Source organism: Citrobacter sp. Cu231 (assembly GCF_030332265.1).
In the GTDB taxonomy this organism is placed as follows: domain Bacteria; phylum Pseudomonadota; class Gammaproteobacteria; order Enterobacterales; family Enterobacteriaceae; genus Citrobacter; species Citrobacter meridianamericanus.
On the sequence record NZ_JAOWIE010000030.1, the window covers coordinates 20,441 to 33,382 of the forward strand.

The following is a 12,942-nucleotide window of genomic DNA, read 5'->3' on the forward strand; positions in this document are numbered from 1 at the left end:
TGCGTGAAGCTGCAACTTGTCGCTGTCGGTACGAAAATGCCTGACTGGGTGCAAACCGGATTTACCGAGTATCTGCGTCGGTTTCCGAAAGATATGCCCTTTGAGCTGATCGAAATCCCGGCAGGAAAACGCGGCAAGAACGCGGACATTAAACGCATTCTCGACAAAGAGGGTGAGCAGATGCTGGCCGCCGCAGGCAAAAACCGCATCGTCACCCTTGATATCCCGGGAAAACCCTGGGATACGCCGCAACTGGCGACCGAACTGGAGCGCTGGAAACTGGACGGTCGTGATGTCAGCCTGCTGATTGGCGGGCCGGAAGGCCTCTCACCGGCCTGTAAAGCGGCAGCGGAACAAAGCTGGTCACTCTCTGCGTTAACCCTCCCTCACCCTCTTGTTCGGGTTCTGGTCGCGGAGAGTCTGTACAGGGCGTGGAGCATTACCACCAACCATCCTTATCACCGTGAGTGATCATTGATTCTTGAGTAGATTAAGCAGCGGATGAAACTACAGAATTCTTTTCGCGACTATTCGGCTGAGTCCGCGCTGTTTGTGCGCCGGGCGCTGGTCGCTTTTTTGGGGATTTTGCTGCTCACCGGCGTGCTAATCGCCAACCTTTATAATCTGCAAATCGTTCGCTTTACTGATTACCAGACTCGCTCGAACGAGAACCGCATCAAACTGGTGCCTATCGCCCCCAGCCGCGGCATCATTTATGACCGCAACGGAATTCCGCTCGCCCTTAACCGCACCATCTATCAAATAGAAATGATGCCGGAAAAGGTCGACAACATTCAGGATACGCTCGACGCGCTACGTAGCGTCGTCGATCTAACGGACGACGACATTGCCGCCTTTAAAAAAGAGCGCGCCCGTTCACATCGCTTCACCTCTATCCCGGTAAAAACCAACCTGACTGAAGTTCAGGTAGCACGGTTTGCCGTTAATCAGTATCGTTTTCCGGGCGTCGAAGTTAAAGGCTATAAACGCCGCTATTACCCATACGGCTCAGCACTGACTCACGTGATCGGCTACGTATCGAAGATCAACGATAAAGACGTGGATCGCCTGGACAAAGACGGCAAGCTGGCCAACTACGCGGCGACGCACGACATCGGCAAGCTGGGTATTGAACGTTATTACGAGGACGTGCTTCACGGTCAGACCGGCTATGAAGAGGTTGAAGTGAACAACCGTGGCCGCGTCATTCGCCAGCTTAAAGAAGTGGCGCCGCAGGCCGGGCATGATATCTATCTTACCCTTGATTTGAAACTTCAGCAGTACATTGAAACGTTGCTGGCAGGCAGTCGCGCTGCCGTGGTGGTTACCGACCCACGTACCGGCGGTGTACTGGCGCTAGTGTCCATGCCAAGCTATGACCCGAACCTGTTTGTGGATGGCATCTCCAGCAAAGATTACTCCGCGTTGCTCAATGACCCGAACACCCCATTGGTTAACCGCGCCACGCAGGGCGTTTACCCTCCAGCGTCAACGGTTAAACCTTACGTTGCGGTTTCTGCGTTAAGTGCAGGCGTTATCACCCGTAATACCAGCCTGTTCGATCCGGGCTGGTGGCAGCTACCTGGCTCTGAGAAACGTTACCGAGACTGGAAAAAATGGGGGCATGGTCATCTGAACATCACCCGCTCTCTGGAAGAGTCCGCGGATACGTTTTTCTATCAAATCGCCTATGATATGGGGATTGACCGACTTTCAGAGTGGATGAGTAAATTTGGCTACGGCAAATATACCGGCATCGATCTTGCTGAAGAACGCTCCGGTAATATGCCAACCCGCGAGTGGAAGCAAAAACGGTTTAAAAAGCCATGGTACCAGGGTGATACCATTCCGGTCGGCATCGGTCAGGGTTACTGGACAGCAACCCCAATCCAGATGAGTAAAGCGCTGATGATCCTTATCAACGACGGTTTGATAAAAGTCCCACATCTGTTGATGAGCACGGCAGAAAACGGCAAACAGGTACCGTGGGTACAGCCACAAGAACCGCCCGTTGGCGATATTCATTCTGGTTACTGGGAAATCGCGAAAGATGGTATGTACGGCGTAGCGAACCGCCCGAACGGGACTGCACACAAGTATTTTGCTGGCGCACCTTACAAAATTGCGGCGAAATCCGGTACCGCACAAGTCTTTGGCCTGAAAGCGAATGAAACCTATAACGCGCATAAGATCGCCGAGCGTTTACGTGACCACAAGCTGATGACGGCCTTCGCACCCTATGATAAACCCCAGGTCGCTGTCGCCATGATCCTTGAAAACGGCGGAGCAGGTCCGGCGGTAGGCACCATTATGCGCCAAATCCTTGACCACATTATGTTGGGCGACAACAACACCAATCTGCCAGCAGAAAACCCCGCGGTTGCAGCAGCTGAGGACCAATAATCGTGACGGATAATCCGAACAAAAAAACATTTTGGGACAAAATTCACATCGATCCCACAATGTTGCTTATCTTACTGGCACTGCTGGTCTACAGTTCGTTAGTCATCTGGAGCGCCAGCGGCCAGGATATTGGCATGATGGAGCGCAAAGTCGGCCAGATCGCAATGGGTCTGGTCATCATGGTGGTAATGGCGCAAATTCCGCCCCGGGTTTATGAAGGCTGGGCGCCTTATCTCTATATCTTTTGCATTATTCTGTTAGTCGCGGTAGACGCCTTCGGCGCCATTTCCAAAGGCGCGCAGCGCTGGCTGGATTTGGGTATTGTGCGTTTTCAGCCCTCAGAAATCGCTAAAATTGCCGTCCCACTGATGGTCGCGCGCTTTATCAACCGTGACGTCTGTCCACCGTCGTTGAAGAATACCGCCATCGCGCTGGTATTGATTTTCATGCCGACGCTGCTGGTTGCTGCACAACCTGACCTCGGCACCTCTATTCTGGTTGCCCTTTCCGGTCTGTTTGTCCTGTTCCTTTCCGGCTTGAGCTGGCGCTTAATCGGTGTTGCGGTGGTTCTGGTTGCGGCGTTTATCCCGATACTGTGGTTCTTCCTGATGCATGATTACCAGCGTCAGCGCGTCATGATGTTGTTCGACCCGGAAACCGATCCGCTGGGCGCGGGTTATCACATCATTCAGTCAAAAATTGCTATTGGCTCCGGCGGGCTGCGCGGCAAGGGCTGGCTGCACGGCACGCAGTCGCAGCTTGAGTTTTTACCCGAGCGTCACACCGACTTTATCTTCGCGGTGTTAGCAGAAGAGCTGGGTTTGGTGGGCATTTTGATTCTGCTGACGCTGTACATTTTGCTGATTATGCGCGGGTTATGGATCGCTGCTCGCGCGCAAACCACCTTTGGCCGCGTCATGGCGGGTGGCTTAATGTTGATATTATTCGTTTATGTCTTCGTAAATATTGGTATGGTGAGCGGTATTCTGCCCGTGGTTGGCGTTCCACTCCCACTGGTCAGTTACGGAGGCTCAGCACTTATCGTGCTGATGGCCGGGTTCGGGATTGTTATGTCGATCCACACCCATAGAAAAATGTTGTCGAAAAGCGTGTAAGGGGTACGCAATGCGTAAGCAGTGGCTTGGTATCTGCATCGCAGCAGGAATGCTCGCGGCGTGTTCGAATGATGATGGTCAGCAACAGGTTGCTGTCGCCCCGCAGCCTGCGGTGTGTAATGGTCCGATTGTTGAAATCAGCGGGGCCGATCCGCGCTTTGAACCCCTGAACCCAACGGCGAATCAGGATTACCAACGAGATGGTAAGAGTTACAAAATAGTCCAGGATCCCTCTCGCTTTAGCCAGGCCGGGCTTGCCGCTATTTATGATGCGGAGCCAGGAAGCAACCTGACGGCCTCTGGTGAAACGTTCGACCCGATGCAGCTGACCGCTGCGCATCCGACGCTGCCCGTTCCAAGCTATGCCAGAATTACTAACCTGGCAAACGGCAGAATGATCGTCGTACGCATTAACGATCGCGGTCCTTATGGCAACGATCGTGTAATTTCACTTTCGCGTGCCGCCGCCGATCGTCTGAACACCTCCAACAATACCAAAGTGCGTATCGACCCGATCATCGTCGCCCAGGATGGTTCATTGTCCGGGCCGGGTATGGCCTGTACCACCGTCGCGAAACAAACGTATGCCCTGCCTTCGCGTCCTGATTTAAGCGGTGGCGGCAACATGGGAAGCATGCCTTCTCCATCGGATGCAGGTCAGCCGCAGGGCGATATTCGTCCGATCAGCAATTCCACGCTGAAAAGCGATGATCCAACCGGCGCGCCAGTAAACAGCGGTGGATTCCTCGGTGCGCCGACTACGCTCGCGGCAGGCGTGCTGGAAGGCAGCGAACCTACTCCTGCACCGCAACCGGCAACCACCACACCGGTAACACCAACCACACCGGCAACAACACCAGCAACCGTCGCAGCTCCTGCTCCGGCAGCAACGGCTAACGGACGTTACGTGGTTCAGGTTGGTGCGGTGAGCGATCAAGCTCGTGCGCAACAGTACCAAAAACGCTTAAGTCAGCAGTTTGGCGTCCCAGGGCGAGTGGTGCAAAACGGTGCAGTCTGGCGTATCCAGATGGGGCCTTTCGCCAGCAAAACTGAAGCCTCCACATTGCAGCAGCGTCTTCAATCCGAAGCGCAATTACAGTCCTTCATCACTGGCGTGTAATAACTTCAATCAGGCATCTGAATTGTCAATTTCTGTAAATGACATTAACAAAGTCACGCGGAAAGTCAGATGCCTGCCAGTTATGTATTTGCTATAGTAGGGCTCTTTTTTTAATTTCATCACGGACGTCGTAGTTCTGACCATGAAGACCACTTTTTCCGCTCGTTTCGTGCAGCGTATGGCGCTCACCGCGGCTCTCTGCGCAGCTTCTCTCTCTGCTGCCCATGCCGATGACCTGAATATTAAAACCATGATCCCGGGTGTTCCGCAGATCGATGCGGAGTCGTATATCCTGATTGATTACAATTCAGGTAAAGTTCTCGCAGAACAGAATGCGGACACTCGCCGTGACCCCGCCAGTCTGACCAAAATGATGACCAGCTACGTCATCGGCCAGGCAATGAAAGCCGGGAAATTTAAAGAAACCGATCTGGTCACCGTCGGCAATGACGCATGGGCTACAGGTAACCCGGTGTTTAAAGGTTCATCGCTGATGTTCCTCAAACCTGGTATGCAGGTTCCTGTTTCTCAGTTGATCCGTGGTATTAACCTGCAATCAGGGAACGATGCGTGCGTGGCGATGGCGGACTTCGCGGCCGGTAGCCAGGATGCTTTCGTTGGTCTGATGAACAGCTATGTGAACGCGCTGGGCCTGAAAAATACCCACTTCCAGACTGTTCATGGTCTCGATGCTGACGGTCAGTACAGCTCGGCCCGCGATATGGCAATGATTGGCCAGGCGCTGATTCGCGACGTGCCTAACGAATACTCTATCTATAAAGAAAAAGAGTTCACCTTTAACGGCATTCGTCAGTTAAACCGCAACGGCTTGCTGTGGGATAACAGCCTGAATGTCGACGGTATCAAAACCGGTCACACCGACAAAGCTGGCTATAACCTCGTTGCATCCGCAACCGAAGGCCAGATGCGTCTGATCTCCGCCGTTATGGGGGGGCGCACCTATAAAGGCCGTGAAACTGAAAGTAAAAAACTGCTGACCTGGGGCTTCCGTTTCTTCGAAACAGTGAATCCGCTGAAAGTGGGTAAAGAGTTTGCTTCAGAACCAGCCTGGTTTGGTAATACCGATCGTGCATCGTTAGGCGTCGATAAAGACGTGTACCTGACGATTCCGCGCGGCCGCATGAAAGATTTGAAAGCAAGCTATGTGCTGAACACTACGGAACTGCACGCACCGCTGCAGAAAAACCAGGTGGTCGGCACCATCAACTTCCAGTTGGATGGTAAAACCATTGAGCAGCGCCCGCTGGTAGTCCTGCAGGAAATCCCTGAAGGCAACTTCTTTGGGAAAATCATTGATTACATTAAATTAATGTTCCATCACTGGTTTGGCTAAAAATCGAACACTTGAAAGTGTGATTTACGTCCCCATATACTAGGTATCCAGATAACTCCCACACGCCGTGGGAGTTATTATTTATTGATGTAACGCCGGAGCTGACATGAAAACCAAACTTAACGAACTGCTTGAATTCCCTACTCCATTTACTTACAAAGTAATGGGGCAGGCGTTGCCTGAGCTGGTTGATCAGGTGGTTGAAGTGGTACAGCGCCATGCGCCAGGTGATTACTCTCCGACGGTAAAACCGAGCAGCAAAGGCAATTACCACTCGGTCTCAATCACCATTACCGCTACGCACATTGAGCAGGTTGAAACGCTGTACGAAGAGTTAGGTAATATCGATATCGTACGCATGGTGCTGTAAAAACCTGTCGGTTACCCGCGCATCCCCGCCCGGGTAACCCCTCTCCCCCTGTGATATACTTTCCCCTCTTTAACATTCTCTACTCTATGTGAGTATCTACGGAGATGCCGTTTTGTATCAGGATAAAATTCTTGTCCGCCAGCTCGGTCTGCAATCCTACGAGCCAGTCTCTCTGGCCATGCACGAATTCACCGATACCCGCGATGAAAACAGCCATGACGAAATCTGGCTGGTAGAGCATTATCCTGTCTTTACCCAGGGCCAGGCAGGTAAAGCAGAACACGTATTGATGCCAGGAGATATTCCGGTGATCCAGAGCGATCGTGGTGGTCAGGTGACCTACCACGGGCCAGGCCAGCAGGTCATGTATGTGCTGTTGAACCTGAAACGTCGTAAACTTGGCGTTCGCGAACTGGTAACGCTGCTGGAGCAAACCGTTGTGAATACGCTTGCGGAAATCGGTATTGATGCCCACCCGCGAGCCGATGCGCCTGGCGTATACGTCGGGGAGAAGAAGATCTGCTCTTTGGGATTACGTATTCGTAGAGGATGTTCGTTTCACGGCTTAGCGCTCAACGTAGATATGGATTTGTCGCCTTTCTTGCGTATCAATCCTTGTGGTTACGCCGGGATGGAGATGGCGAAAGTATCGCAGTGGGATAGCGCAGCCACGACCGAGAGCGTTCGCCCCCTACTGCTAGCCAACATCTTAGCGCTGTTGGGTAACCCACCGCACGAGTACGTTGCAGACTAAAATTCGGTCATACTTTGCCACGGCAAATGTTGTGGCAAATGGCACAAAACAACAACTATTTTACATTTTGCCAGCCTGTCAGGCTGCTTTCTGGCCCGTTTCAATGATATACTGCGTATCACTAATTCAAAAATAGTTGATAAATGCAACATTCCCTTGAATTGAAACGCTTTCCTTCGTAATTCGCAACTGGAACACGCAAGCTATGAGTAAACCCATTGTGATGGAACGCGGTGTTAAATACCGCGATGCCGATAAGATGGCTCTTATCCCGGTAAAAAATGTGGCAACAGAGCGTGAAGCCCTGCTGCGTAAACCGGAATGGATGAAAATAAAACTGCCAGCGGACTCCACCCGCATCCAGGGCATCAAAGCAGCAATGCGCAAAAATGGCCTGCACTCTGTCTGCGAAGAAGCGTCCTGCCCTAACCTGGCGGAATGTTTCAATCACGGAACCGCAACCTTTATGATCCTCGGCGCAATCTGTACCCGCCGTTGCCCATTCTGTGACGTTGCCCATGGCCGCCCGGTTGCCCCTGATGCCAACGAGCCGTTAAAACTGGCTCAGACGATTGCTGACATGGCGCTGCGCTATGTGGTCATTACCTCCGTTGACCGTGACGATCTACGTGACGGCGGTGCTCAACACTTTGCTGACTGCATCACTGCTATTCGTGAGAAGAGCCCGTCAATTAAAATCGAAACGCTGGTGCCTGACTTCCGTGGTCGTATGGATCGTGCGTTGGATATCCTCACAGCCACACCGCCGGACGTGTTTAACCACAACCTCGAAAACGTACCGCGTATTTATCGCAATGTACGTCCTGGCGCAGATTACAACTGGTCGCTGAAGCTTCTGGAACGTTTCAAAGAAGCACACCCTGAGATTCCGACGAAATCAGGTCTGATGGTGGGTCTGGGTGAAACCAATGCTGAAATCATTGAGGTTATGCGTGACCTGCGTAATCATGGCGTGACCATGCTGACGCTGGGGCAATATTTACAGCCAAGCCGTCACCACCTGCCGGTTCAACGCTATGTAAGCCCGGATGAGTTTGATGAGATGAAAGCAGAGGCCATGGCCATGGGCTTTACCCATGCAGCTTGCGGCCCATTCGTTCGCTCTTCATACCATGCTGACATGCAGGCCAAAGGGCTGGAAGTGAAGTAATCGTGTAATACTCACTTACATATCACCAATAAAAAACCGGCAAATTGCCGGTTTTTTTTCATGCAGAGTATGCAGTATGAGCATCATGCTCCTGACATTACTCTTTATGAGAAAGCTTCTCAGCCTGAACGCTACCATCAGCCTCTTTCTTGGCATCAGCATTATCATCGTTCATAGCTTTCTTGAAGCCCTTGATTGCCGTCCCCAGGTCTCCACCCAGCGTACGTAACTTCTTGGTACCAAACAGCAGAACAACCAGTGCGGCAACCACCAGCAGTTTGGTAATACTAATCTCACCCATAGATACCTTCTTGACTTAAACCAGGCTGCATAAAGCGCCATATTAACCTGAGAATATTAACGGCCTTTCGACGCGCGCACACAATAGCAATCTGTAACAAGGTGAATCAAGCCTTGTTTAAAAAAACGTCATAATAATTGCGGTGGCGCAAAACGCCGGTTACTTAACACCGGAAGTTGTGCCCTGACTTGTCTCACCCGCTCGGCAGAAACCTCGGCGATAATGAGTGCGGGCGTTTCTGCCGCGGCGGCAATGGTTACACCAAAGGGATCGATAACCCGGCTTTGACCAATATTCTTGTTACCACACTCTCCAGCCGCAATCAGGTAGCAAGTCGCATCTAACGCTCTTGCCGCCAAAAGCGTAGCCCAGTGATGCTCTTTAAGCGCTCCTCGCACCCAGGCCGCGGGCAAAACGAGGATCTCTGCCCCCTGCAATGCGTGCGCCAAGGCCAGCTCAGGGAAGCGCAGGTCATAACAGGTCATTAACCCTACCTTTAATCCGCCAACGTCCAGCAGCGGCGCGATGGTGTCCCCAGCATCCACATTACGTGACTCCTGAATCGAAAAGGCATCGTAGAGATGTAATTTCGCGTAATGGGCCACGACCCGGCCTGCACGTAGCGCCACCAGCATGTTAAATGCCCGCCCTGGAACAGAGGGGACATGAATGGTCAGGATTGTCGTCATCTCATTTTGCGCGCTTTCACGCAATAAACGCGTCATAAACCCACCTTCCAACAACTGGGCTGATTTCACGGACAGATCAGGGTCAGAATCGTCGCGTGCCAGCAAAGCCTCCGGTAATACCAGCAGCGACGCCCCCTCACCTGACGCCTGAGACATCAGTAAGGCACAGGTTTCTGCATTCTTTTTCCATGAAGGTCCTACGGCAAATTGCCCTGCTGCAACAAACATATTCCCTCCAGAAATCTTTGTTAAGCTCGCCAACAATGATTATTCAGCGTTAAACTCACTCTCTATACAATCAAATAGCAGGATTACGTAGTGTTACAACTCCTTTTAGCGGTTTTTATCGGCGGTGGTACAGGTAGCGTAGCAAGATGGATGTTGAGTATGCGGTTTAACCCGCTGCATCAGGCTATTCCGTTCGGTACGCTTGCGGCAAACTTACTTGGGGCGTTTATCATTGGGATGGGTCTGGCATGGTTTAATCGCATGACCAACATTGACCCTATGTGGAAAGTGTTGATCACCACAGGCTTTTGCGGTGGGTTAACAACGTTCTCCACCTTTTCAGCCGAAGTGGTGTTTTTACTTCAGGAAGGACGCTTAGGTTGGGCTATGGTGAATGTACTGGTTAATCTGTTGGGATCATTTGCGATGACCGCCCTGGCATTCTGGCTGATTTCCGCCTCACCCGCACATTAGAGCGAAAAAAACCCGCAATTAAGCGGGTTTTGAATGCTTGCTGTCGTATGCTTACAGAGCGATTACGTTTGCAGCAGAAGGGCCTTTGGCACCGTTAGTGATTTCGAACTCTACACGCTGACCTTCAGCCAGAGTTTTAAAACCATTGGTCTGGATTGCAGAGAAGTGTACGAACACATCTTTGCTGCCATCTTCCGGAGTAATGAAACCGAATCCTTTGGACTCATTAAACCACTTAACGTTACCTTTAATCTTAGACATCAAAATTACCTTTACATGAAAAATAGACACAAATGCTGTGTCGGGTATCAGTACAACAATTGTGATGCACTTTGTCCAGTCGAACTTTATCAAAAAGTGATAAATGTCGCGTTATTTTTCAGTTAAACCTCTTATATATCTGTTTTTAAAAAGTTTTTTAATAAACCACCTGACAATACAGGTAGTCTATCAAAACTGAAAACGCATCCAGGCAAAGTAGACGTTGCCGTTGTTATACGTTCCTGGAATGTAGGTCATCTGAAACGTTGCCGGACCATAGCCAATTGATGCCAGCGGTAACAGCACCGGGATCGGAATGTAGTTCCAGTTATCGCGCGCAGTGAAACCGGCGGTAAAACCGAGGCCCGCATGGAAATTTTCATCAGCCAGTGGTCGCCAGGTTTTTTCCCAGCCATAACCGCCAATGGGTTCCCATTTATTGTAGGAATCCTTAAAGGCCATTATATAAAGTCCGTGCCAGTTACCTTTATCATCCCAACGGGATTGACCAAATCCAGCCCCCCAGGGACGTTCATTGTAGCGATCCGTTTTTTCTTTATCGTAGGCAAAACGCGCATGCCAGGTAATAGCAGGTACATACAGATCATAATGTTCTGGTTGCTGCCAGGTTTCACTGACATTATCTTTAAAAGTAGCAAACCAGCCTTTATCATCAGCTGCTCCCTGTGGAATGAAAGCTAACTGAATAAAAAGAAATGAAAAAATGAGAAAATATCGTTTAGCAACAATCACAACTTAATTACCATCCTGGGATTTATTACTAATTTTAGCAAACCCAACCTTAATGTTAGCTTAACAAAAACGCACAAATAAAAAATCAGAATAATCCTCAGCCTATAATTTTTAAGATAATTATCCCTTTATATATTGAGCCATCTCAGAGGAACTATTTTCTCTTTATTGCCAATAAATTGCTCTTCCCTCCGGAAAAAGTTAAATAAAATCACAATAAATTAACAAATGGGAATCAATATAGCTACAAAACACTCACATCAGTGCTGCGCATCACAGTTTTTTATTGTGAGATTCTTTTGTTTGCCGCGATGCTGAAAAAACGACTTAGCTATCGCTTTAATCCGTATTTTTATTGATTTCAATCAGCAAGAGTTATCAGTTTATTAGGCACATTCTGTCACCACTTTTTACTTTTTTTAGTTTTTTTTACTTTCCGGGCAGCAATGCGACAGGGGAAACAATGTTGACAATTATTGAACTCCTTATTGGGGTTGTGGTTATTGTGGGTGTGGCGCGCTACATCATTAAAGGTTATTCAGCCACAGGCGTACTGTTTGTTGGTGGTCTGGTTTTGCTGATTATCAGTGCGCTGATGGGGCATAAAGTTTTGCCGTCCAGCGCGGCAACGACGGGCTATACCGCAACAGATATTGTTGAATATATTAAAATTTTGCTGATGAGCCGTGGTGGCGATCTCGGCATGATGATTATGATGCTGTGTGGTTTTGCTGCCTATATGACGCATATTGGCGCAAACGATATGGTAGTTAAGCTTGCCTCTAAGCCGCTGCAGTACATCAATTCACCTTATCTGCTTATGATTGCCGCCTATTTTGTCGCCTGTCTGATGTCCCTGGCCGTCTCGTCAGCTACCGGCCTGGGCGTATTGCTGATGGCAACGCTGTTCCCGGTCATGGTTAACGTTGGAATCAGCCGTGGTGCTGCAGCGGCTATTTGTGCCTCTCCTGCTGCTATTATTCTTTCGCCGACATCCGGTGATGTGGTGCTAGCGGCAAAAGCCGCAGAAATGCCGCTCATCGATTTCGCGTTTAAAACCACTTTGCCGATTTCCATTGCCGCCATCATTGCTATGGCGATTGCCCACTTTTTCTGGCAGCGCTACCTGGATAAAAAAGAGCACATTTCTCACGAAATGTTAGACGTGGCAGAAATCACCACTACCGCTCCGTCGTTTTATGCCATCCTGCCGTTTACACCGATCGTTGGCGTGCTGATTTTTGATGGTAAATGGGGTCCACAACTGCACATCATCACAATTCTGGTGCTGTGCATGCTCATCGCTGCTGTTCTGGAATTTGTGCGCGGATTCAACACCCAGAAGGTGTTTTCAGGTCTGGAAGTCGCTTACCGGGGCATGGCGGACGCCTTTGCTAACGTAGTGATGCTGCTCGTCGCGGCGGGTGTATTTGCCCAGGGCTTGAGCACTATCGGCTTTATTCAGAGCCTGATTTCTATCGCCACCTCGTTTGGCTCAGCGAGTATTATTCTGATGCTGGTGCTGGTTATCCTGACCATGCTGGCGGCAATGACCACAGGTTCCGGTAACGCACCGTTCTATGCCTTCGTTGAGATGATCCCTAAACTGGCTCACTCTTCTGGCATTAACCCAGCATATCTTGCTATCCCGATGTTGCAGGCATCAAATCTTGGACGCACCATCTCCCCGGTCTCCGGCGTGGTTGTCGCTGTCGCAGGTATGGCAAAAATATCTCCGTTCGAAGTAGTTAAACGTACCTCGGTTCCGGTTCTGGTTGGACTGCTGGTGGTGATTATCGCCACTGAAGTGATGGTACCCGCTACGTCTGCTCTGATTGGCGGTTGACGATAACTTTCATTATCTGACCGTGATACACAAAATCATTTAAGCTGCATTGAGGCGGCAAGTGAAGACATCCCCAGGAGCATAGATAACTATGTGACTGGGG

Annotated in this window: 14 protein-coding genes; 10 read left to right on the top strand and 4 right to left on the bottom strand. The window is 50.3% G+C overall.

Going from position 1 to position 12,942, the window contains the following annotated elements; translation table 11 throughout:
• Positions 1-3 precede the first annotated feature (3 nt).
• The 8 genes from rlmH to lipA all read left to right on the top strand — a co-directional run bounded on the left by rlmH (position 4) and on the right by lipA (position 8,287).
• Positions 4-471, top strand: coding sequence for a 23S rRNA (pseudouridine(1915)-N(3))-methyltransferase RlmH (gene rlmH / locus OGY15_RS06120; RefSeq protein WP_003022725.1), 468 nt, complete (start codon positions 4-6; stop codon positions 469-471).
• Between the two features lie 30 nt (positions 472-501).
• Positions 502-2,403: a peptidoglycan DD-transpeptidase MrdA gene (mrdA, locus tag OGY15_RS06125; RefSeq protein WP_187252818.1), complete on the top strand. Its 1,902-nt coding sequence runs from the start codon at positions 502-504 to the stop codon at positions 2,401-2,403.
• 2 nt (positions 2,404-2,405) lie between these two features.
• On the top strand, positions 2,406-3,518 hold the full coding sequence (gene mrdB, locus OGY15_RS06130) for a peptidoglycan glycosyltransferase MrdB (RefSeq protein ID WP_286538794.1): 1,113 nt from the start codon (positions 2,406-2,408) through the stop codon (positions 3,516-3,518).
• A 10-nt stretch (positions 3,519-3,528) separates the two neighbouring features.
• Positions 3,529-4,638: an endolytic peptidoglycan transglycosylase RlpA gene (rlpA, locus tag OGY15_RS06135; protein ID WP_210904816.1), complete on the top strand. Its 1,110-nt coding sequence runs from the start codon at positions 3,529-3,531 to the stop codon at positions 4,636-4,638.
• A gap of 142 nt (positions 4,639-4,780) precedes the next feature.
• Positions 4,781-5,992, top strand: coding sequence for a D-alanyl-D-alanine carboxypeptidase DacA (dacA, locus tag OGY15_RS06140; RefSeq protein ID WP_003022711.1), 1,212 nt, complete (start codon positions 4,781-4,783; stop codon positions 5,990-5,992).
• Positions 5,993-6,098: 106 nt separating this feature from the next.
• Positions 6,099-6,362, top strand: a complete 264-nt coding sequence (gene ybeD / locus OGY15_RS06145) for a DUF493 family protein YbeD (protein ID WP_003022706.1) — start codon at positions 6,099-6,101, stop codon at positions 6,360-6,362.
• 112 nt (positions 6,363-6,474) lie between these two features.
• On the top strand, positions 6,475-7,116 hold the full coding sequence (gene lipB / locus OGY15_RS06150; RefSeq protein ID WP_151218753.1) for a lipoyl(octanoyl) transferase LipB: 642 nt from the start codon (positions 6,475-6,477) through the stop codon (positions 7,114-7,116).
• Positions 7,117-7,321: 205 nt separating this feature from the next.
• Positions 7,322-8,287, top strand: a complete 966-nt coding sequence (gene lipA, locus OGY15_RS06155; RefSeq protein WP_151218752.1) for a lipoyl synthase — start codon at positions 7,322-7,324, stop codon at positions 8,285-8,287.
• A 97-nt stretch (positions 8,288-8,384) separates the two neighbouring features.
• Here lipA and tatE read toward each other — a convergent pair whose 3' ends face one another.
• Positions 8,385-8,588 (bottom strand): twin-arginine translocase subunit TatE, encoded by a 204-nt coding sequence (gene tatE / locus OGY15_RS06160; RefSeq protein ID WP_016152230.1) that lies wholly within the window; start codon positions 8,586-8,588, stop codon positions 8,385-8,387.
• Between the two features lie 128 nt (positions 8,589-8,716).
• Positions 8,717-9,505, bottom strand: a complete 789-nt coding sequence (locus tag OGY15_RS06165) for a deaminated glutathione amidase (RefSeq protein WP_151218751.1) — start codon at positions 9,503-9,505, stop codon at positions 8,717-8,719.
• A 90-nt stretch (positions 9,506-9,595) separates the two neighbouring features.
• Between OGY15_RS06165 and crcB the strand changes: the two genes are divergently transcribed.
• Positions 9,596-9,979 (top strand): fluoride efflux transporter CrcB, encoded by a 384-nt coding sequence (gene crcB, locus OGY15_RS06170; RefSeq protein WP_151218750.1) that lies wholly within the window; start codon positions 9,596-9,598, stop codon positions 9,977-9,979.
• 51 nt (positions 9,980-10,030) lie between these two features.
• Here the strand turns inward: crcB and cspE are convergent, their stop codons facing one another.
• Both cspE and pagP read right to left on the bottom strand, forming a co-directional pair.
• Entirely contained in the window at positions 10,031-10,240 is a 210-nt protein-coding gene (gene cspE, locus OGY15_RS06175) for a transcription antiterminator/RNA stability regulator CspE (RefSeq protein ID WP_000034825.1), read from the bottom strand.
• Between the two features lie 189 nt (positions 10,241-10,429).
• Positions 10,430-10,993 carry a lipid IV(A) palmitoyltransferase PagP gene (pagP, locus tag OGY15_RS06180; protein WP_151218749.1) on the bottom strand — a complete coding sequence of 188 codons (564 nt, stop codon included), beginning with the start codon at positions 10,991-10,993 and terminating at the stop codon, positions 10,430-10,432.
• Between the two features lie 463 nt (positions 10,994-11,456).
• On the opposite strand from pagP, the gene dcuC reads away from it, so the two are divergent.
• Complete coding sequence (gene dcuC, locus OGY15_RS06185; protein WP_151218748.1) at positions 11,457-12,839, top strand: anaerobic C4-dicarboxylate transporter DcuC; 1,383 nt, start codon at positions 11,457-11,459, stop codon at positions 12,837-12,839.
• The last annotated feature ends 103 nt before the right edge of the window (positions 12,840-12,942 follow it).